The organism is Haladaptatus sp. CMAA 1909 (genome assembly GCF_043952005.1).
Lineage (GTDB): Archaea > Halobacteriota > Halobacteria > Halobacteriales > Haladaptataceae > Haladaptatus.
Genome location: NZ_JBIOAV010000005.1, coordinates 106,995 through 128,889 on the forward strand (window position 1 = coordinate 106,995; position 21,895 = coordinate 128,889).

At 50.3% G+C, this 21,895-nt stretch carries 13 protein-coding genes; 1 reads left to right on the top strand and 12 read right to left on the bottom strand.

The features are described 5' to 3' along the window. Positions 1-945 precede the first annotated feature (945 nt). Positions 946-1,704, top strand: coding sequence for a hypothetical protein (locus ACGYLY_RS26540; RefSeq protein WP_395285748.1), 759 nt, complete (start codon positions 946-948; stop codon positions 1,702-1,704). A gap of 554 nt (positions 1,705-2,258) precedes the next feature. On the opposite strand, the gene ACGYLY_RS26545 is transcribed toward ACGYLY_RS26540, so the two are convergent. The 12 genes from ACGYLY_RS26545 to ACGYLY_RS26600 all read right to left on the bottom strand — a co-directional run bounded on the left by ACGYLY_RS26545 (position 2,259) and on the right by ACGYLY_RS26600 (position 21,557). Next, positions 2,259-6,281, bottom strand: coding sequence for a malectin domain-containing carbohydrate-binding protein (locus tag ACGYLY_RS26545; protein ID WP_395285747.1), 4,023 nt, complete (start codon positions 6,279-6,281; stop codon positions 2,259-2,261). Positions 6,282-6,873: 592 nt separating this feature from the next. Next, positions 6,874-8,508: a dockerin type I domain-containing protein gene (locus ACGYLY_RS26550; protein ID WP_395285746.1), complete on the bottom strand. Its 1,635-nt coding sequence runs from the start codon at positions 8,506-8,508 to the stop codon at positions 6,874-6,876. Positions 8,509-9,395: 887 nt separating this feature from the next. After that, positions 9,396-11,165 (bottom strand): malectin domain-containing carbohydrate-binding protein, encoded by a 1,770-nt coding sequence (locus ACGYLY_RS26555; protein WP_395285745.1) that lies wholly within the window; start codon positions 11,163-11,165, stop codon positions 9,396-9,398. A gap of 209 nt (positions 11,166-11,374) precedes the next feature. Next, the gene (locus tag ACGYLY_RS26560; RefSeq protein ID WP_395285744.1) at positions 11,375-12,226 is read right to left on the bottom strand and encodes a sugar phosphate isomerase/epimerase family protein; all 852 of its coding nucleotides are present in this window, start codon (positions 12,224-12,226) and stop codon (positions 11,375-11,377) included. Between the two features lie 63 nt (positions 12,227-12,289). Then, the gene (locus ACGYLY_RS26565; RefSeq protein ID WP_395285743.1) at positions 12,290-13,201 is read right to left on the bottom strand and encodes a UbiA family prenyltransferase; all 912 of its coding nucleotides are present in this window, start codon (positions 13,199-13,201) and stop codon (positions 12,290-12,292) included. Between the two features lie 27 nt (positions 13,202-13,228). Beyond that, a complete protein-coding gene (locus ACGYLY_RS26570; RefSeq protein WP_395285742.1) occupies positions 13,229-14,104 on the bottom strand; it encodes a sugar phosphate isomerase/epimerase family protein in 876 nt (291 codons plus the stop codon). Next, complete coding sequence (locus tag ACGYLY_RS26575; protein WP_395285837.1) at positions 14,104-14,886, bottom strand: TatD family hydrolase; 783 nt, start codon at positions 14,884-14,886, stop codon at positions 14,104-14,106. The genes ACGYLY_RS26570 and ACGYLY_RS26575 overlap by 1 nt, the downstream gene beginning before the upstream one ends. 439 nt (positions 14,887-15,325) lie before the next feature. Continuing rightward, the gene (locus tag ACGYLY_RS26580; protein WP_395285741.1) at positions 15,326-16,195 is read right to left on the bottom strand and encodes a sugar phosphate isomerase/epimerase family protein; all 870 of its coding nucleotides are present in this window, start codon (positions 16,193-16,195) and stop codon (positions 15,326-15,328) included. Between the two features lie 193 nt (positions 16,196-16,388). Next, positions 16,389-17,444: an ABC transporter permease gene (locus ACGYLY_RS26585; RefSeq protein ID WP_395285740.1), complete on the bottom strand. Its 1,056-nt coding sequence runs from the start codon at positions 17,442-17,444 to the stop codon at positions 16,389-16,391. Then, positions 17,441-18,577, bottom strand: a complete 1,137-nt coding sequence (locus ACGYLY_RS26590) for an ABC transporter permease (protein WP_395285739.1) — start codon at positions 18,575-18,577, stop codon at positions 17,441-17,443. The genes ACGYLY_RS26585 and ACGYLY_RS26590 overlap by 4 nt, the downstream gene beginning before the upstream one ends. Continuing rightward, positions 18,570-20,165: an ABC transporter ATP-binding protein gene (locus tag ACGYLY_RS26595; protein ID WP_395285738.1), complete on the bottom strand. Its 1,596-nt coding sequence runs from the start codon at positions 20,163-20,165 to the stop codon at positions 18,570-18,572. The genes ACGYLY_RS26590 and ACGYLY_RS26595 overlap by 8 nt, the downstream gene beginning before the upstream one ends. Positions 20,166-20,483: 318 nt before the next feature. Continuing rightward, positions 20,484-21,557, bottom strand: a complete 1,074-nt coding sequence (locus tag ACGYLY_RS26600) for a BMP family protein (protein ID WP_395285737.1) — start codon at positions 21,555-21,557, stop codon at positions 20,484-20,486. Positions 21,558-21,895 lie beyond the last annotated feature (338 nt).

Genomic DNA, 21,895 nt, shown 5'->3' on the forward strand with positions numbered 1-21,895 from the left:
TCCAATAACCAATATTCGTATTTTATCTTCTGTCGAAGCTAATGAACACGGTATTTTTTCGACGGCGAAAAGATTCAGCACTCGTTCCCGAGATACTGAATTCATGAGAACAAACTATTTCGTAGGGTTCCTTTGTGATTTCTATATTCGATAAACGAACCAGAGTTCACTGAAGATGAAAAACATAAATTATTTTTGTAACTGCACGGTGTTGTTGGAAATACTACAATCACATCTGGCAATAATTATTCACTTATTGGAGATATTTAGTCGCGTCATTCGTGTCTGCCAAATAATATTTGTTCGATACTTTGTGGATGAATAACCGTTAATCTCTGAATTCTGGTCAGATACATCTTTACCTATGGGAAGGTTGACAACACCACCACGTGTACAGATAATTGAAATTTGTCGAAAACGCATCCGGTAGAATATAGTCTGATGGGTGACAGATTATGACTGTCTCGATATTGTTCCCATTTGAATCTAGCCACGTTATTTTATCTTTTTCAAATGAATGACGAGATGGGGGATACTCGTAGAGCTACTGGAAGTGGTTAGACGTCATATGCTGCGATTAGTCAGAACATAACACTATTCTGACCACAACAATTAAATAATGAGGGTCTAATAATATATTCGCGTATTATGATACCAAAGCGCAAGTCCAGAATTATTTTGAGTGGCCTGCTAGTATCGATACTGCTTGTCAGTGTCGTTGCAGGTGGCTTCACAACCCAGGGAATATTGCAACAACAGTCTCCACAGATTTCATCGAATAGCTCCGACCTCGGCGTCGGTGAGACGGGAACTGTTGAAATCACTGCTTCAGAGCTTCCGAACGGACTTTCAGGATTTAATTTCATAGTCCGATTAGAGAACCCGGATGTCGCGACGATTACTGATGCGAAAGTCTCGGACGAGTTTGGCATCTCCGAGGTTGAGGTGAGCGATGATGGATCCGAAGTGTTCCTCAAGGCGGCCGATCTCGGGAGGAATATTCAAAATGGTTCGTCGGACGTCCCGATCGCCACTCTCGAAGTGAAGGGTGAGCAAGCAGGACAAACCGGTGTCGAGTTTGTGGATCAGAATATCGACTCCGAGGATGGCAGCCCGGCTGACCTCAGTTTAGTCGGTGGGACGATTTCGGTCGGAGATGAAACGACGACCACGACGACTACTACGACGACCACTACTACAACGACTACCACCGCACCGCCGGACGACAACGACGACACTACGACCACCACAACTACCACCGCACCGCCGGACGATAACGACGACACCACGACCACCACTACAACGACTACCACCGCACCGCCGGACGATAACGACGACACTACGACCACCACAACTACCACTGCACCGCCGAACAACGGTGACGACAACGGTACGACCGCACCACCGAATAACGGGGACGACAACGGTACCACTGCACCACCGAACAACGGTGACGACAACGGCACGACTGCACCACCGAACAACGGCAACAGCGGTGATGACGATAATAAAGCGGTGGACGACGATTGTGATGGATTGAGCAACCAGGAAGAGATGGAACTCGGAACGGATCCGAGCAATGTCGATACTGATGGTGACGGACTCACTGACGGTGAAGAAGTCAATCAGTACGGAACGAATCCGACCAAAACGGATTCGGACTGCGACGGGACTCCCGACAACGAGGAAGTCGCAGACTCCTAAACTCTACTATTTCATTTTCAACGGATGTCCTCGGAGTGGAGAGTGGAAACCAACCTGCGATAGTTCTCGAGTACATTACGGCATCGTAACTACCACGCCAATCGTTCGGTGTGTCGTTCGTTACCGATTTCGATCGACGTGTTCATCGTGAGAGTCGATGTCAGCGAGTCGGTGAGCTCCTTTGTGTTGTTGACTTCGGTGATTGCTACGACCGGATATCGTCCATCTTGGCAATGTCGATTTCCTAACTATTGGGTCGTAGGGGATTAGTGCCGACCCCGTACCGACTGTAGCGCACGGATGATAACGGGACTTGACGCCGACCTTGCCATCGCGACCCCATGCCTCCATACGTCCGGGTGTTTGTCAACCGATCTCTTTCTCTCGAACGGCTCTTCGGGGTCGTCTCAAGTAGCGAATTGGCACGCTTCTCCGAGGCCTGCTATATTCTCCCGTCCTAGAGCCTTATCGGGATGAGGGCCGAACGTAAGCTCGACGAAGTCCAGGTAGCGATCGACTTCGTAATCAAAAAAGCGAAAAGATGGCGAAGTGGCTTACAGGGAGCGGAAGAATTTAACGATGTCAGCGAAGTCCACTCGGCCGTTATCGTTGAAGTCGTAAGCGCTCGGGTTGTCCTGCACCGCGTCCTCTTCGATGTTGTCGAAGAGATCAACCACGTCGTCGTAGTTGGCATCGCCATCACCGTTAATGTCCTCGTACTTACCGTCGCCATCTGGATCGGTTGGCGGCGAGTCGCCAGTCACCGGCGGGAGATTGTCATCGCCACCGGTCTTCACCTCGATGTTACCGCGCATCTGGGTTGGATGGACCGAACAGAAGTACTCTGCCATCGCCTCGGTGACGGTGAACTCGACGGTTTTGGTCTCTCCTTGACTGTTCATGATGTCGCTGTCAAAGAGCGTCTCACCGTCCGCATCGCTGATGTCGAAGTCGTGGGGGTAGCCATCATTGTTCTCCCACTTCACGGTGTAACTCTCGCCCGCCTGCAAGGGGAGAGTCGGGTTGTTCTGGCCTTCGATCCTGCTCGGTGCCTGACCGGTCCACCCGGAGATTTGGGCACCCAACTCGATCGTCGTTTCCGGATCGATGACGTCCGAGTCGCCACTACCGTCCGACGGCCGGATTGCGAACCCACTGAACTTGGAGTTGTCCGACTGCGTTTCCGTACTGATGTTCAGGACGCTGTCGGTGACCTCGACGGTAACCGTCTTCTTCAGTGCGGTGTACCGATCGGTTTCGGCCATAATATCGAGCGGCGAATAGACGGATTGACCCTCGACTAAGACGTTGAATACTCGGTCACCCTCGGTAAGCGACGAGTTCGTCTCTGCGAAGTAGAGAGTCACGTCATACGTTCCATTCTCAACGCCGACGTTGTACGAGAGATCACCGCCGTGATGCTCGCTCTGATAGAGTGCGTCGTGCTCGGTACCCGCAATCGATTCATCGGTCGAGTAGGTACCCACCGCAGTGTTGGTTCCACTTGCGTTCGGATTCCCGAAGACACGGACGCCTTCGCCTGTCTCCGAGGAGAACTCGATTCCATCGATCGTAACGGAGGCGTCTCCGCCACCGGAATTGAAGCCGAACGGTACCGACACCGTCTCGGTTGGAGCAGGGCCTTCAGCCTCGCGGATCGCGAAGCCGCTAAACTTGGAGTTGTCCGACAGTGTTTCCGTACTGATGGTCAGCGTTCCATCGGATACTTCGATTCCTTTGAACGTTCGCGAGACGGCCGTATTCGTCCCGGCCTCGCCAGCGATATCGAACTCCGAGAGAACCTCTTCATCTTCAATGGAGACGTTAAAGACCCGGTCTCCTTCTCCGAGTCCCGTGTTGGTCTCCGCGAAGTAGAGGGTCACGTCGTAGAATCCGTTATCGATCGCGACGTCGAACGAGAGATTACCGCCGAACGCCTCCGTTTGGTAGAGCGCGTCGTGTTCAGTCCCGTCGATCGGATTGGGGGGGTCGGGGTACAGGTTCGTCGTCGCCGCGGTTCCGGTCGAACTCGCGCTCGAATCCCCGTACATGGACACGGCGGGTGAGTTCCCGACGTACTCGAGTCCGTCGATAGAGACTGAACCATCAAGCAATTCACCGCCAGCATCGAAGCCGAACGGCGCGGATACCGGTTGAACTTCTTGACGTTCGATTCGCGAGAGTTTCGAACCCTCACCGGAGAATGCTCCGTACTCCGCGACATAGAGCATTCCTTCGGGTCCGATTTCGATGTCGATGGGTGCCTGGAGTTGAATGTTCGAGGCGAGTGGTTTGATCTCGGAGATCGCTCCTTCGGCGACATCGCCGTTCTCGAACGAGACCGTTCTGATCCAGCCAGCACCCCACTCCGCGATGATATACTCACCATCGAGCCATGGTGGGAGTCCTCGCTCGGTATAGCTGTCTTGATGGCGGAAGACCGGTCCACCGATCGGTGCTCCTCCTTGGAAGTCCGGGAACGGTACCTCGTCCGGGAGATCGTAGTCCGATGGGACGTCCTCGCGGGCCGAATCCCAGTTTCCGGGATACCATATGAGCGGATCTCTGGCCGGTGGAAGCTGTTCGATCCCGCCGCTGTGTGGCGAATCGTTGATCGGTGCGCTCTTATCGAAGAGCCCATTCGACGTTTCGGTCTCGTAATCGTAGTCGTAGAAGGGGTACGGACCTGTGAAGTGCGGCCACCCGTAGTTACCGGCGCTCGTCGCACGGTTGAACTCGTTGAAACCGGGTGGACCACGTGCATCGCTCCAAGTCCGCGAGTCGGCCGAATAGTCGCCCCAGAAGAGCGTCCCTGTCTCCAGATCGACGCCCGCCTGATACGGATTGCGGACTCCCATAATATAGATCTCTGGAAGCACGGTCCCTTCTTCGCGTGCATCGGCGTACTCGGAACCAGTGAAGAGATTTCCATCGGGAATCGAGTACGATCCGTCGTCTTCGGGGATGATCCGCAAGATCTTCCCGCGGAAATCGGCTGTGTTCGCGGCCGTCCGTTGAGCGTCGAAGTAGTCGCGATCTTCACGCTCATCAAGAGGCGCGAACCCATTGTCGGCGGGTACCTTCGAGTAGGAGTTGTCACCAGTGGTGAGGTAGAGTTGCTCACCATCGGGCCCCCACTGAATATCGCCACCCATGTGACAGCACGTATCACGCTGGATGGGGACGCGAAGGAGTTCCGTCTCCGAGGCAGGATCGATTTCACCGTCGACCATGGTGACACGCGACAGGAGGTTGTACGGGTTCCCGATCGACTCACTCGGCGGACGTGCGACATCATCGCCTGTGTCGCCTGCGTTGTTGAGATACTCTAGCTCTTCATCGTTCTCGGCGACTGCTTCGTTCGAGGGAGAATAGTAGATGTAAATCCAGCCGTTTTCCTCGAAATTGGGATCAAGGGAGATTCCCTGTCCGCCGTGCTCCATGTTGATTCCGGTGAAGACGTCCTTCTGGAATGCGACGGTGTCCTCGCCACTTTCGGGATCGATCATTCCGAGTTCCATCGTCCCGCCAACCACGCCTGCGAAATAATCTCCGCGGGTGACGTAAAATACCCGTCCGTCATCGGCGACGGCGAGGTCAATGAGATTATCCATGCGGTCGCTGAGAACCGTCTTGCTGTAACTCACCCCGTCTTCGGGGGGCTCCGGCATGGGTTCGGGATAGACTGGAAGCTTGAAGTCGAGAGTCCGTTCCTCCTCGCCGGTGGTGTATGCCGACGACGCGTCCAACAAATACGGCCCACTGTCAGCGCTTGGACGTGTCACACTCCAGGAAGCAGGTTGTGACTCACCAGCAGCGAGGCGGTCGAAGCGCGTCCCCTGTTGTGCAGTCACCGTAACATCCGAATCGCTCGGCGGCGAGAGTGCGAGTTCACCCCCGGTCATGGCCGAGTCGTAGCCGTTGGTGACGGTTGCTTCGATCGTACTGGTGAGACTTTCAGCGGTCAGTTGGTCGCCGTCGAACGTGACGACCGATTCCGGAGTTGGAACCGATTCGTACCAGACATTACGGAATTGAACTGGCTGGCCATGGTTCTGGATTTGGATCGGTGCCTCGACGGGATGCGGACTGTAATCGGCGACGTCTCGATAGACGGTCGGTCCGTTGAGGACTATTTGACTCTGAACCAGTACGTCGTTCCAATAGACGGTCACGACACCCGGCGAATCAAGCTCGCCATCGTCGGTAAACCGGGGTGCTCGCCATACGATGTCGTACTTCTGCCACTTCCCTTTTGGGAGACTTGCGTTGACCAACGGCGGGTGCTGTCCGAAGACAGATGCCGCATATCCATCGGGGAACGTGGGATTCTCGTAATTGTTGAGAATCTGAATCTCGTAGCGGTTCGCCAGGAAAAACCCGCTGTTTCCAGGCTCTTGGCCGGAACCTTCGACGCTAGACGGCGTCTTCCACTCGATGTGATAGTGTCCATCACCAAAGCCATCCTTGCTAACAAGAGGTTCGTCACCGACGACAACGTAGTTGTCCTTGACTTCCCAGGTATCCGAGTTTTCCCAGTCACTTAGCGAAATCGTTCCGTTGTCGCCGTCGCCCATAAGAACGGTAGCGTCGGACGGAGGATTGGAAAAGGATAGTTCGCCCGGATCAACGGCGGGCGGATGGGGCCGACACGCGTCGTGGACTTGCCACGGGGAGTCGGGTAACTGTGGTGTGTCATTGAATCCCGGTCCCTCACAGGAGCTGGGATAGCTGTTTCCAGTGCTGACATCGTGGTTCGCGATGGCTGGGGACGTAAACCCGCTGGCTATCGTGAGCCCAGCAGCACCGAGTACTGATCGGCGTGAAATTTTGTGTTTATCCATAACGTATGGACCATTAACGTCAATGGTAAGGAGAGCAAATAAATCATTCCCCTCCATCGATAAATTCGACACTAATTGTGAGGAATTTAATGGTTGAGGAGGAGTGCTGAATTTCGTTATCGTCTGGCAATGAACCACAGCAGTGATCCCTTTAAATCACGTCGGTTCCAGTCCCCCGCGCGAGATGATTAGGGGCATTGCAATACGATTCCTATCCAGAGAAGGCGGCACGTTTCAACCCCGATATCGGGCAGAAGTCGCTAAATAGATCGGTCGCTACTGACTGTGAGGAAGTCTTGAAAAAATTACCAGGGGTTCTTCCCGGTTATGCCGCTTGTCCCATCGACTGGAAGAGCGAAACAATGTCGTTGTACGACACTTCCCCACTTCCATCGAAGTCGTACTCTTCACTGTACTGCTGGATCGCAGCATCGTTGAAGTTCTGGAACAACACCACTACGTCGTTGTACGTGACACTACCGTCACCGTCAACGTCTTCGTACATGCCGTCACCATCGGGATCAGTCGGGAGTTGGGCCCCCGTCACCGGAATCACATGGTGAACTGAAAGCTGATCTCCAGACGCATTGACCGCAATGGAGTTTCCGCTGTCGTCTTCGAATCGATCCACGTCGGTCACGTTCACGTTCGCGTTCCCGTCTTCGGTACCGCGAAGTTCGACCGTCGCGATCGTCACGTTTTCAGCGCCCGGTTCGATGTTCTTCTCGATATCCACTGCACGGAGCATCACCGTCTTTCTATCATCTCCGAATTCAGGAGCCAGGTTCAAGTCGAGGTCATCTCCGTATGATGCACCCACGATTTCCGCACTACCACTGACGCCGACCGTCATGTTGAATCCGGAGAGTCCTTCGGGGACTTCCGAGACGACTACATCAGCGGTTGTCGTGTTATCGTCGGTGATGTGATTGCGCTCTAGCTCCACACTGACATCTGCACTGGATTCGTTCCCATCTCCTGGCGGCGCTTGTTCTTCGACTGTAATCTGGCCGCTATCCGTTTCGGGATTGATTGCGTTACCCTCGTCGTCATCAGCGTTCGAGACACTCTGAACGTTCAAGGCGGTCATTCCGGCAGACCCACCTTCGATTTCGACGGATGCCAGCGAGATATTGGTCGCGCCCGATTGAATCGTTTCGTTCAGGTCAACACCACGAAGACGGACGGTGGAGTTGTCCTCTCCGATTACGACCTCGCTGATTCCGAAGGCACCATCGACAGACGCCCCGGTAATGTTCGCCACAGACCCATCCGCAAGGCCGAGCGTCACATCATATCCGGCAAGTCCGTTGGGAGCACTCGACATCATAACCTGAGTACTCGTCGAGGAACCCTCCTCCACAGTTGCATCACCGACACTGACGGTCGGGGTAGATTGGTTAGGCGATTCGACCGAAATCTGACCGCTGCTGGAATTCACACTGATGGAGTTTCCATCATCGTCGTCGACACGAGTGACGTTTTCTACACTCAGCGTGGCCGTACCTGCTGAATTTCCTTTGACCTCGACTGATGCGAGTGACACACCACTTGCGCCCGGTTGCGTTTCGTTGTTCAGGTCAAGCCCACGGAGATGGACGCTGGAACCGTCGTCACTGACCTCAACGTCGCTAATGCCAAAGCTGTCACTGACTGACGCGTTGGTGATGGTTGCAACAGACCCATCATCGAGGCTCAACGTGATATCATAGCCAGAAAGGCCAGTAGGGACATCTGACATCGAGACATCGACTGCAGTCGTATCTCCAGTGGAGACTGTCGCATCGCTCACGTTTACCGTAGCGGCTTGTTGGGATGCGGCTCCTACTAGCCCGACGGTACCTACGGCCGGAGCGCCGATTACCATCCCGACCATCAGAACTAGAGTAAACACCCGCAGTAGTGGTGTCCTATTTTTCAATCGATTCGATGAATCGTGACTTCTCTTTCTATCTTTCATGACTTCGTGTTGTGTACTGTTTTTTCTGTGCCTTAGTCTGAGCCAACTACCATTTTCGTGGTGTGATATTCGATTTCACATTGAAACGACGGTTATAGCTTGACTCACGTTCGTATGATCTTCTCACACTTTGGTAACAGGGGGGATAGACCCTATTTCTGAATGATCTGTCTTCACCACTGTTAGCGAGTGGCACGTCTGAATAGTTTATTATACATAATATTAATATTTGTGGTCCGATTTCCTGACTCAATCGCTCGGAACGATGGACATTGAGGTGCGAGTTGTGAAGCGACTGATTTTCGTCGCCCTGTTCGAATCTTTGAGACGGATGCAATGTCGAGACTCTCATTTGATTTGTGGACTGTACAGTGGTGTCCCACCGTACTCTTGTTTGGACGACGAATCGAGATCTCCATTGATGGTCATATCTGCAGCAATTGTAGAACCACAAATCTAATTTTTTTATATTCAAGACGAAACTGTAGAGGATCCTCGAAAATCTATTACAACACTAATTCTGTAATGGGAATTACGAAATTAGGTCTGTAACGGGAATGTCAATTTTGAACCAATCACCTAGTATTGTGAACTATTTGTTCCGATTTCTCCTGATAAAATTGAGAAAACAATTTTCATATAATCAGAACAAATTTGAACATTCACCGTTCCATTACCTAGATACAATCGGTGCATCTCTTTGAGAAAACTGAGATCGTGTCCTTCTCAAAACGAAACCACTCGGATCGGGAGAAATAACATTAACAGATGAAATTTGTGGATTATAGTCGAACTCGACTCGGGACGAAATTCGCACGTTGAAATGTGCGGGTCAACAAGTATCGATTACTCACGGCAAAGAAAACGCGAGGAAATATTGTTTTTGACTACTGTGAACGGAAGAGCTCGACGATATCGTCGAAATCTAGCTGTCCGTTTTCATTGAAGTCGAATGCATCCGGATTCTCTTGGACGACCGAATCATCGTAGTTATGGAAGAAATCAACGACGTCGTCGTAGTTCTCCTCGCCGTCACCGTTGATATCTTCGTACTTGCCATCGTCATCCGGATCTGTCGGTGATTTGTCTCCAACGATGGGGTCGAGATCCTCGTTATCCTCTGCAGGTCTGATTACGAAGCCACTGAATTTCGAGTTCTCTGCATACGTCTTCGTAGTGATTGAGAGATTCCCATCGGTGACTTCGACGTCTTCGACCGTCTTCGTGAAGGCGGCGTCATGACCGACTCTCGCATAGATATCCAACTTGGAGAACACCTGCTCTCCCTGGACAGAGACATCGAATACCCGTGACCCTTCGCCGCCTCCGGTTGGACTTCCGTTGAAGTCGCCGCCGAAGTAAAACTCTGCAAATTGAAGTGTCACGTCATATGTGCCATTTTCGATGGAGACGTCATATGAGAGATTGCCGCCGTACTGCTCACTCTGATAGAGCAGATCGTGTTCAGTTCCCTCGATAGGATCAGAACTCACGCCTGTTTCTACAACGGCACCGTTGGAACTCGCACTCCCATCTCCGTAAGCTTCCACGGCACCCGATTGCGAGACGAACTCGATTCCATCGATTGTGACCGTACCGGACGCTTCCGTTCCTCCCGCATCCCAACCAAATGGTGCAGAGATCGGTTCCGCTTCTACCTCGCCGCTGAGATTTCCATTGTAGTCTGGTCCTCCTACGTCTTCAAATTCCAGGCACTCGAGCCCGGGACGACCATCGAGGAACGAAAGTACACCTGCACCAGTTCCGACGGACCCGGCGGGGTTTTCCGGCCGGTCGTGTTCATACACCAAGTACTCAACGTTGGCCTCTTCTCGTGCGACTTCGGCAATCGTTTCTAAGTCGAGTGCACCCTCGCCGAGCTCATAGAAACCGCCGTCCTGCATATCTTTCATGTGAATCAATTCGGTACGGGTGCTGTACTTGCGAATTACCTCGACTGGGTCGTGTCCGGCAGTATGAACCCATCCGACGTCGATTTCGAAGATGACGTTGTCATTCAGGTTCTCGTCTAGAACCTCCAAGATTGTTCTGCCGTCAATCTCCTCGAATACGGCGTCGTGATTGTGGAAACCGAACCGTGCATCGTATTCCTCCAAGTTCGCTGCAACATCGTTCATCCGCTGTGCAACGCTCTCGGCCTTCTGCACGGAATCAATTGACGGGAGTCCCGGCGTAACAAACATATCGACACCGAGGTCCGCGTACGTCTGAGCGGTACTCTCAAAGCTATCTCCTTCTAGGCTCTCGAGACCGATATGGGCAGACGGAGCGGAGAGCCCTGTCTGATCGAGGACGCTATTAACTTCCTCTGTGCTTGCACCGCCCAATCCAGCGAACTCAACGGCATCATATCCCGGTCCGCCGTTATTGTCAACACTACCCACCCGTTGGATTAGCTGTGGTACAGAATCCGGGAGATTACGGAGTGTGTACAGCTGAATCGATATAGGTACCCCTGATGATTCATCTCCATCATCGTCACTGCTTCCGCCATTCTGCTGTTGAGCGGCCGCAGTTCCGATCGCACCGCCGCCCACGCCAAGCGCAGCAACCCCTTTGAGTAGTGATCGGCGGTGGACGTCAAGTGACGTTCTCTCTTGGCTAATCTCTTCTCTCTCTGTATGATTTTTTGACATTGTTTTATCTCTCGACTTCGTTTATTCCCGTTCTAGTTGACCGTAGTGTCGCTAGCCCAGTGTCACGGGATACCATATATTATATGCCTATCAAAATAAATGTTTATATCAAAAATTCTAATCTATATAAGCAGTAATTGAGATATAAATTATTGATCGGATTCCGTGCGATGTGAATTCGGGTAATCTACCGCCATAGTCGAGAGTTTTCAGTCGAGATATTGGATGAGTTCGTCGTATGCTCTTTCGGCCGCTCGGTCTGGTGAATTCGGATACGTGTACAACTCTAGCGTTGCAAATCCATCATAACCGATATCATCGAGTGCATTGAATATCGACCCGAAATCTAAGTCCCCATCGCCAGGAATCCGATGGTAGTGTTTACCACGTATGCCCCCTCGAATATCTTCTAAGTGGACTCCAGTAATGTGACCAGCACATTTATGTATACTTTCGGCAGGATCATCGCCGTAGACCGCTGCATGTCCGATATCAAGGTTGACCCCCAAGGATTCGCGGTCGACTTCTTCGATAAGTTCCAATACTTCGTCGGTGCACTCGACGAGGAGTTCGGGTTCGAACTCGATCCCCACGTCGATATCCTTGGTTTCCGCATAATCGAGTATTTCGTGAAGTGATTCGTGCAAGTATTTCCTTGCTTGTTCTGGGGGATTTCCGGGGAGTGGACGGCCAGTGGCAATACAGACAGGGGGTGAACCGACTCTTGCGGCTAAATCAATTGCATCTTTCGTGTACTCGATTCTCCAATTTCGATCGTCATCTTCCGATGTGATGATGGTCGGATCAAAAAATGACGATTCCGGAGCATCTTCATAGTACCCACTTGCTGTGTTTGCGTTGATATTCGATACGGAGAGAGTCGACTTCTCCAGTGCCATCTCTAAATCATCCGTGTCTTGTTGGTCGAACTCGGGAAAATATGCATGTGGCTTGTCAGCTAATAACTCAAACCCGTCGTAGCCATGCTGTTCAATATGTTCTATTGCATCTGGAAGTTCAAATTGAGTATAGGCGTTCGTAGAAAACGCTAGTTGAACCATACCGATAGATTGTATTTTATAATTAAATAGCTTTCCCCGGAAAATCCACTAAAGAATGGCGGATTAGGTAACAGAGATCATCTGGGAGAATCCGATACTAGGTATGAGAAATAGGAGTGTGATTAACGCCCACTTTGAGCCGACTGTCGCGGCGAATGCGGCGTCTAGGATTGTCAATCCGAGGACGCAACGTCCGACAGCCGGACCAATCGTCTTTGGTGAGGGATCGGCATAGGCACTCCACAACGGCTGTCCCGTCCAGCCGATGAACACGAGGAGAAGTACGATTACAAGAGCGATATTTAATAGCGAGGTGGGATGAACGATGAGAAATCCGATGGCTCCGATAGTAGCCAACGCCGTTCCCCCTATCGCAATGAAGACAGAAGTTCGATCGCCCTCTCCTGTCTCTTGTTCGGCCATGTACGTCACGCTGGCGATGTATATGAGGATGAGTAGCGGTATTATCAGTAATCGAACCGGAATCTCAGCGATGACCTCTACTATAGCCATTCCCAGCAGTACATTTAGCGCTCTGCTGCTCCCCATAAACAGGAATCCAGTAATCGTTCCGTTAAAAATGCCATCGTAGATCAGGATGACAAAGGCGAGAACTCCAGCTATTATACCCGCCACTGATCCACTAACTATCGATGCGGTTACAATACCTCCGATTAGAAAACTGATCCCGACAACGAATGCTCTATCTCTTTCGATAACCCCCGACGGAAGGGGTCGCTCTGGTCGATGGTGAGCGTCCTCTGTCACATCAAAACAATCGTTTAGGGTCGTTCCTGCTGCATACAGTAATATAGACGCCACCGAAAGTCCGACAACTGCCCAAGCGGGAAATGTATCGCTCACACTAGCGACGAGAGCGGCACCTAAAATGATATCCGGCGGGGCTGTGAAAAGGTTTGGCAACCTGACCAAGGTAGCATACGCCCTCAGTGATCGAGGACTTCCGTTACTCATCGAAAATCGGATAGAGCAATCATTCGACTACGCCCACCCGTTCTCTTTTAAATATTGCATGGCTTCGTGAGCTGTCTCAGCAGCTGTTTCTCCATATGGATACAATTCAATCGTAACAAAGCCATCGTAGCCAGTACTTTCGAGACTTTCGAGGAACCCATTGATATCTATTGCTCCCTCCCCGAGTTGTGTATGCTCGTGAGTTCTATCCGCAGGGATATCTTCGAGGTGGTAGTGACCAGTGTATGAGCTTAGTTTATCGATGAGTGGAACTGGATCTTCGTTGACGGAATAGAAATGACCGACGTCAAAGTTACACTTGAGCCTTGGTGAATCAATTTTGTCGACGAGCGTCAAAAATTCGTCAGAAGTTTCGATTAAAAGCTCCGGCTCTGGCTCGACTAATACATCCACATTGACTTCTTCGGCAGTTTTCAGGACATCCTGTAGCCCTTCAATGAACATGTCCATTGCCTCATCACGGGGAATCTGTTCTGGTACTGGTCCACCAGGTGGAATCGAGATGTGCGGGACGTCGAGTGCTGCTGCCGTTTTTAGAGCGGCCTTCGTGTGCTCCTCACGTTTTTCCCGATCCTCTTTTACGGGTTCGACGAATGATGGATGGTGGAAAAGCTCTGTGTCCCGTGAATAGTTCGCTTCGAGACTTTCTTCGGATCGCTCCATCGCGCTAAGCATGAACGCGTTACAGTTACTGATAGCGAGTTCACGATCATCGAGCATGGTTAGAACTTGCTCTATTCTTTCATTATCGGCGGTCGGTGGATAGAGATGTGGATCGTCGAGCAATATTTCGACTCCATCGTATCCAGCGTCGGCTAACGCATCGAGCGCTTCTTCGAGTTCATATTCTCGAAAAGCATTCGAGGAAAATCCAAATTTCATTATTTGAGCTCGTAATTAAAGTTCGAAGATTGATTGAAGAACTCGAATGGGTTCTCCCAAACGACTTTCCTGACTTCCTCGCGGTCCCATCCCCGATCGAGCATCTTGTCTCGTGCTTTCGGTACAGCGAGCGGATCGGAGGGGTCCCAGTCAGCGGCACTGTTGAGCAGCATCTTGTCACTCCCATACTCTTCCAATAGATCGATGGCTTTGGTATCCGTTATTTTCCCGGGATAGAGAGTAAAGCCGACCCAACAATCTGTTTGAAGTGAAGTCTCGATCGTGTTTTCCGTGTTGTGGTCGATGATTATTCGTTCTTCCGTAACATCTTCTTCCTTAATCATCTCGACAAGCCGCTCGGTTCCTTCCGGCTTACTTGTATGAGGGGTGTGAATTATGACCGGAATCTCTCTGCTTTCGGCCATCCGCAACTGACGCCGAAACGCATCTTCTTCCGCCTCGGTTCCTTGATCGAGACCGATTTCGCCTAGACCGACAACATTCTCTCTGTCCAGATAATCCGGGAGTGTCTCCAAAACCTGGTCGGCCATTTCTTGGTAATTTGCCTCCTTTGGTTCCAGACCGATGGTGACATAGTGGTCTATTCCTGCGGTTCGATCCGCTCGTTCAGTTTCGAACTCGATTATTTGCTCGAAATAATCAAAAAATGATTCTGGGTATTGTTTGTCCGTTCCACTCCAAAATGCAGGCTCAATACAGCATTCAACCCCTGCCAGTCGTGCCCGTTGGTAATCACTGCTCGATCGAGATATCATATGCATATGCGGATCGATTATTGGAATCGACATACTGTGGGGCTTATGCCTCATTACTATTAAAATTATGCATAGATACAATATATCGATAGAATGATAGAATGATGGGTTAAATATTTTTAAATCAATGACTTACTAACTACCATGCCCGAGATATGCCCACACTGCCAGGAACCAATCACTTCGGTACGAAGGGAGCCGGAAGATGGGCGCCCATTTGAAGTCTGGAAGTGTGAAAACTGCGAGAAAGAATGGCGACATCCACAGGAAACGATTCTCAATAAAGACCTGGATTTCAGTGAAAGTCAGGATCAAATCACACGGCGGAATACAGACGCTAACTTGGAGTGGTGATTGACGACTGATGGGAGTTGAGACGACCAGCCTAGAATGGTCGAATGTCGTTCAATGGAATATCGACTTGTTGAGTAGTTGTTTCCTGTAACTATGCACTCTTACTCAGATTGCCGTTATAATTTTCCCCGCCGATGTCGGAGATGTCGATGCATTCTAGGTCTTGAGATCCATCGACGAGGGAGAGGAATCCCGCTCCCGTTGACGTCGAGCTAGCGGGACTACCAGGTTGGTCATGTTCGTACACCAGTACGTCAACGTTAGCGACGTTCCGTGCGGTTTCAGCCACTTCCCTCATATCGACATCTCCCTCACCGATTTCAGCGAAGTCATGCTGGTCACCGTCGACCGTCATATCCTTCATGTGGATCAACTCGACTCGATCGCTATACCGCGAGATGTGGTCGACAGGGTCATGACCAGCAGCTAACACCCATCCGACATCGACCTCGAAAATCACGTGATCATCTGTCGCTTCGACAAGTACATCATATGCTGTCTGATCGCCCAGCATTTGGAATTCGTGATTATGATTATGATATCCAAGTCGGATGTCTTCTTCCTCGAGTCGATCGGCAGCACTGTTTATTCGCTCGGCAAGGTCATTGACTTTTTCGCGACTACTGAATTGCGAGGGACCGATATATGGGATGATGAATGTATCACACCCCAGTTGACTATACGCGTCTACGGTCGCCTCGAAGTCGTTCTCTATTGGATCAAAACCGATATGCGCACTCGGTGCGCTCAGTTCATTCTGATCCAGTATCGTTGCTATCTCGCTCGGATCTGCGTCTCCCAATCCCGCAAATTCGACGGCATCGTATCCCGGCGCACCATTGTTGTCCACACCCCCGACCCTTTGAATCAATTGCGGGACCGAATCGGGTAGGTTGCGGAGCGTGTACAGTTGAATGGAGGTCGTTACACCCGTCGAGTTATTGGTATCGTTTTCTGGCATGTATGTGTCCGTTTAGTACTCCCGCTTACATGGATCTTTCCGGTCGGATCCATTGTTACGGTGTGACATAGAATTCTAAATGTATCATAATAAATCTTCTCGTCGGGATATTTATATTCCCTAGTTATACCGTAAGCTGTACGCGCAAAACCATTGAGCATGTGAGTAGAAATCGGGAACCGATCAGAGCTCCTTACTCATCGGTTTCGTACGGTTCTCCAGCCGCAGAAGGTGTACGAGTCCGGCCAACCAATGCGAGCACGAGTAGCACCGCCACATACGGGAATAGACTCGTGAGACTTTGCGGGAAACTGATTCCGATCGTTTGAAATTGGACCTGCAGCGCATCGGTTCCACCAAACAGTATCGAGGCACCAAGCGCGCCGAGCGGATTATAGTTCCCGAACATATACGCGGTGATTGCAATCCACCCACGTCCATCAACCAGCGTGGTACCGGTTCCAGTGAAGCCGCCAGCAAATCCGACTGCCAACGCAGCACCTCCTAACCCGGCCAGGGTACCCGAGAAAATCACAGCCAAATAGCGGACGTGATTGACATCGATTCCTGCGGTTTCCAACGCTTCGGGGTTCTCACCTGCGGCCTGAACCCAGTAGCCAAAGCGCGTGCGGTAGAGATGAACCCATGCTGCGATGGAAACGAGAATCGTGATCAACACCATTGGAGATACCGCGAACAGGATCGGACCAACGATCGGTATTTTCGACAATCCGGGAATCACGATATCGTTGATGTTCGGCATGGGTGGACTCGAAAGGTCCTGCCAAATGAGACTAGCAGCGAACGGCGTGAATCCTAACCCGACAAACCAAACGCCGAGACCAGCAACAATCTGATTTGCCTTATAGCGGATCGTGAGAATCGCGTACAACAACCCGAGGAACGTACAGATGACGACCGCAACAATTACACCGAGCCAAAGATGAAGCTGGGTAATAGAACTACCACCAGAGATGAACCAAGCGGAGGCCGTCGCGGAGAACGCTCCGAAGATGAGAAAGCCTTCAAGACCGATGTTGAACACACCACTCTTCTCCGCATATAGACCACCTATCGCTGCCAATGCCACTGGCGCAGCTGCGCGAAGAGTTCGCTCAATGACACCCACGTTGAGAATATTACTCACCGCAATATCTGTGAAGAGTACGGTCAATATCCCAATTACAACGAGGGCGATCACCGAACCGATCGTTGAGTTTCGACGAGTTACCAAGTCAGTTACGCTCATTTGTCCACCTCCTCGTTTCGGATGTTTCTCCAAAGAGTAGCCATTCTGAATAGTTCTGGAGTTGCGACAAAAACGATTATCAAGCCGACGATCCCATCGACTAACTGCCGTTGGATATCCATGTTATAACCGATGTACTGTTTGCCAGCCTCTAAACCGCCAAAGAGCAGGCCAGCAGGAACGACGGCCAGTGGATTATTTGCGGCCAATAGACTCACAGCGATAGCGTTAAATCCGATTTGGGGAAGGGTTCCTGGATCACTATAGTATCCCAACACCATCACAACGAACACGGCACCGGCCAAGCCGGCGAACATTCCTGAAAAAACCATCGTCCCCACGATATTCTTTTTCGGGTTTACTCCCGAAAATGCGGCTGCAGGTGCCTGTTTACCGCTGGTTACTAAGTCATAGCCGAATCGCGTTCGATTCATTATTAGATGAACGCCGACTACGGCTACAAGTGCGATCAGGACACCAATCACAGAGAAAGATGGGCTTCCAAAGACGATCGATGGGAGCATTGCATATGCTGGGATGCTCTCAGTATTTGTTGCCGAAGCGTTTGCTGCCTTAAAGTGCTGATCGATGAGGTAGAATGTGACACCTGTAGCGATAAAATTGAGCATAATCGTCGTTATCACTTCGTTCGCGTCTGCATACGCTTTCATCAACCCCGGGATCGCAGCATACATGCCTCCGGCGAGGATACCGGCGACGGTTCCAAAAGCGACCAGCAATATACCGCCGATGACTCCCGAAGGGACATAGGGGGTCAACCAAAGGATTCCGATGGTCGTAGCGAAACCACCGAGGACGAATTGGCCTTGGACCCCGATATTGAATAAGCCCGCTTTAAACGAAACGGCGACGGCGACTCCTGCGAGACAGAGGAGCGTGGCTTGTTGAAGAGTCAAAGAGAGGTTTGAGGTCGTTCCGATTGCACCATAGAGAAGTGCATAGACAAACATAACGGGGTTGTTTCCGGTCGCTGCGACGACTATTGATCCAAGAAGTAGCGCCAGAACGACCGCAGCGAGTGCTATGAATATCCGATCCAAGGCACTTGCTGAGAGTATTCGACTAACGATGCGATCAGTAATTTCTTGTTTCCTGGTGTTTGTTTCACTCATTTTTGAACTCACTAGTGTCATTTGCTTTCTCTTGCTTCCTCTCATCGAGGCTTTTCACAGTGGTCGGTTGACGACCAGCCATCATCAATCCGAGATCCTCTTCAGTAACCGAATCCGGATCGACTATGTCGACTATTTTGCCCTCGAACATCACCCCGAGTCGGTCGGAAAGCTTCTGGACTTCATCGAGCTTCGACGAAACCAGAAGAACTGCTTTCCCTTCTTGACAGATCTCCAATAGCTGATTGTGAATGAATTCGGTTGAGCCGATATCGACCCCTCGAGTTGGAAAAGCGGCGATAACTAAGTCCGGGTCGTGTTCAAGTTCACGACCGACGATGAACTTTTGCTGATTTCCGCCAGATAAGGAGGAAGAAACAGCATTGGCGTTCGGAGGCTTCACACTGAATTCGTCGATGATTTTATCGGCATGACCCTGGACTTCATCCCAGTCTATGATACCGTTGTCTGCAAAGGGTTCAATGGTTTGATTACCCAATAATGCGTTCTTTCTAAGGGAGTAGTCGAGAACGATCCCTCGCTTCTGCCGGTCCGCGGGGATATATGCAATCCCGGACTCGATTCGGCGCCGTCGAGGCATATCCGTAATATTTTCGTCTGAAAACAAGATTCTCCCTGAATCAACGGGTTGAAGCCCCGCAATAGCTTCGATAAGTTCTAATTGCCCATTCCCCTCGACTCCAGCAATCCCAAATATCTCCCCTTGCTTTACTGAGAAATTAACTAGGTTCACTTGTTCTATATCACGGTTGTCCGTAACACGAAGACTATCGATATCGAGGACCTTTTTACCGGTCTCCACGGATCGGCTATCGATTTCGAATAGGACATCCCTTCCAACCATCATCCGTGCGAGATCTTTGCGAGTCGTATCGTTCGCGCTTACAGTAGCTACAATCTCGCCGTCTCTCAACACGGAGATATCATCGGCCGCTCTCAGCGCTTCGTCTAATTTATGCGTGATGAAGATGAGCGAATGGCCTTGTTCGGTGAGTTTCTCCATCATCCCAAAAAGCTCCTCAACCTCTTGAGGGGTGAGAACAGCGGTCGGCTCGTCGAGGATCAATGTACTTGCCCCTCGAAATAGGGTTTTCAGAATTTCAACGCGTTGCTGGGTGCCAACACTGAGTTCTTCAATCTTTGTATCTAATTCCTGGTCTACATCGAATCCATAAATGGAACACAGTTCCTTTATGCGCTCGCGTGCAGCATTAGTATCCACGAGGCCACCGGAGGATGGTTCATGTCCAAGTATGATGTTTTGCAGTACCGTCATAGAATCCACCAACATGAAATGTTGATGGATCATTCCTATCTCCGCTTCGATGGCATCTTGTGGTGAGTCGAAGGATCGTGAGTTACCATCGATATACACTGTCCCTTCATCGGGGGTGTATAACCCATGGAGGATATTCATCAATGTGGTTTTCCCAGCACCGTTTTCACCGATGAGTGCGTGTACGGTACCTTTACGCAGGGTGAAGTCCACGCTATCATTCGCTACGATGTCTCCGAATCGCTTTGTGATCTCGCTGAGCCTAACCGCATTCGAACTCGTTTCACTCATTATCGTACTCTTGTAGCCCAAACATGATTTTAAATCCTTTAATATTATTACTCACGGTCCGAATGATATCCACTCCCGGATCATTGAATGTGGAGTGCACCGAACTTAACGAATGCTCGCCACCCCGTTTCTGTATTGGTTCTGACAGCACCCATTTTTCAGTAGCATAGTTCGCGTATTCGTGTTTAACCATACATAGTCAATTTTTATCTAGCCTCTTCACTTAACCATTTCTTCGACATTCAAACATTTATATAAAAAATTATAGTTTTACTTGTCCCAAATAACAAAATTCGAATTCTGATTCGTCACCTTTTCTTAGCTATTACACCCGGACGCAGTACATGGCACTTTGACATCCCCGTCAACAATCGCTTTACGAGAACTATCGAGATTCTTCTGCACCTCTTGGGGAAGTTCGGACCCAACCGATTGTCCGAGAACTAGTTTTACACCGTTATCATCGAGTCCAAGAACGTTTTTCCCTTGGACGGAATCCCATTTGTCATTGTTGACCGCTTTAGCAACTTCAAAAGTACCTTTATTAATGTACTTTACGCTGGATCCCATAATGACGTCCTTATACTCCGATAGCGTCTTGGACTGGTCTGCATCCGTTCCGATTCCGAAGCGGTTTTTCTGTTGTGCCGCTTGGAAAATGCCTTGCCCAGTGGCCGCTGCAGCGTGGAAGACGATATCAGCGCCGCTATCATACTGTGATAGTGCAATCTGTTTCCCTTTCTGTGGACTGGTGTAAGTACCCGCATAACCGACATTTACGTTGATATTTTTATCGATACGATGAACGCCAGCTATGTACGATTTCTCGAATGCACGAATGAGGGGGCTATCTTCCCCACCGACGAATCCGACCGCTTTTTTATCCGGGTTGGTGGAACTGTTCTTATATGAGAATGATTTCGTCGTCATCGTACCGGCAAGGACACCTGCTTGATAGGCCATCTCGTTATTAGCCCAGATGTAACCCGCAACGTTGGGTCTATCGATCGTGTCATTGATCAGCATCCAATTTTGATCCGAATACTCCTTTGCGTTAGTCTCCAATGCTTTCGTATGGTTATACGATACCAAAACGATGACATCGTAATTGGGATCCGAGCTCTCCGCCAATCGAGATTGGACGCTTTGATACTGTGATTGATTCGTCTCTTGGACTTTTTGAATATTTGCTCCGAATTTCTTCTTAGCTTTCTGTAGACCTTGGAGAGCCAAATCGTTGAAGGCTTTGTCACCAAAACCGGATGGGCTCGATACAATCGCCAGATTTAATTTTTCGCTATCTGATCCCGAAGGATTGCCAAGACATCCAGCGAGTGAAGTACCAACTATTGCTGCACTACCTTTTTTCAGAATATCGCGACGGCTTGTCATTAACATTCTAAGTGAATACTTGCAGTGCTATTAAATATATTTATAAAATAACCTATACAAACTCCTTGAGATATAATTTACTACGGAAGCAAATAAAAACCGGAATGCAAACAGATTCCCGGAGTATGGACGGGTTTCGACGGCTATTTTCTGCATATCTCCAGTGATCACACGAATCCTCATAACCTTTTAGTAGTAATACACTCACGGTTAATCAGAGGAATAAAAATGGAATGTGCAGTTTGTGGAAGCCCCGTTCACCAGTATGAACAGATCACAACGAATCACGAAACTACGGATTACTATTTTTGCTCGGACGAACACAAAGAGGAGTTCGA

Excerpts from the sequence above, each read along its gene's own strand:
- ACGYLY_RS26590 (WP_395285739.1), bottom strand. The coding sequence starts at position 18,577 with ATGAGTGAAACAAACACCAGGAAACAAGAAATTACTGATCGCATCGTT.
- ACGYLY_RS26585 (WP_395285740.1), bottom strand. The coding sequence starts at position 17,444 with ATGAGCGTAACTGACTTGGTAACTCGTCGAAACTCAACGATCGGTTCG.
- ACGYLY_RS26595 (WP_395285738.1), bottom strand. The coding sequence starts at position 20,165 with ATGAGTGAAACGAGTTCGAATGCGGTTAGGCTCAGCGAGATCACAAAG.
- ACGYLY_RS26545 (WP_395285747.1), bottom strand. The coding sequence starts at position 6,281 with ATGGGCGACGGCGACAACGGAACGATTTCGCTAAGTGACTGGGAAAAC.
- ACGYLY_RS26600 (WP_395285737.1), bottom strand. The coding sequence starts at position 21,557 with ATGACAAGCCGTCGCGATATTCTGAAAAAAGGTAGTGCAGCAATAGTT.
- ACGYLY_RS26570 (WP_395285742.1), bottom strand. The coding sequence starts at position 14,104 with ATGAAATTTGGATTTTCCTCGAATGCTTTTCGAGAATATGAACTCGAA.
- ACGYLY_RS26550 (WP_395285746.1), bottom strand. The coding sequence starts at position 8,508 with ATGAAAGATAGAAAGAGAAGTCACGATTCATCGAATCGATTGAAAAAT.
- ACGYLY_RS26575 (WP_395285837.1), bottom strand. The coding sequence starts at position 14,886 with ATGCATATGATATCTCGATCGAGCAGTGATTACCAACGGGCACGACTG.
- ACGYLY_RS26560 (WP_395285744.1), bottom strand. The coding sequence starts at position 12,226 with ATGGTTCAACTAGCGTTTTCTACGAACGCCTATACTCAATTTGAACTT.
- ACGYLY_RS26555 (WP_395285745.1), bottom strand. The coding sequence starts at position 11,165 with ATGTCAAAAAATCATACAGAGAGAGAAGAGATTAGCCAAGAGAGAACG.
- ACGYLY_RS26565 (WP_395285743.1), bottom strand. The coding sequence starts at position 13,201 with ATGAGTAACGGAAGTCCTCGATCACTGAGGGCGTATGCTACCTTGGTC.
- ACGYLY_RS26580 (WP_395285741.1), bottom strand. The coding sequence starts at position 16,195 with ATGCCAGAAAACGATACCAATAACTCGACGGGTGTAACGACCTCCATT.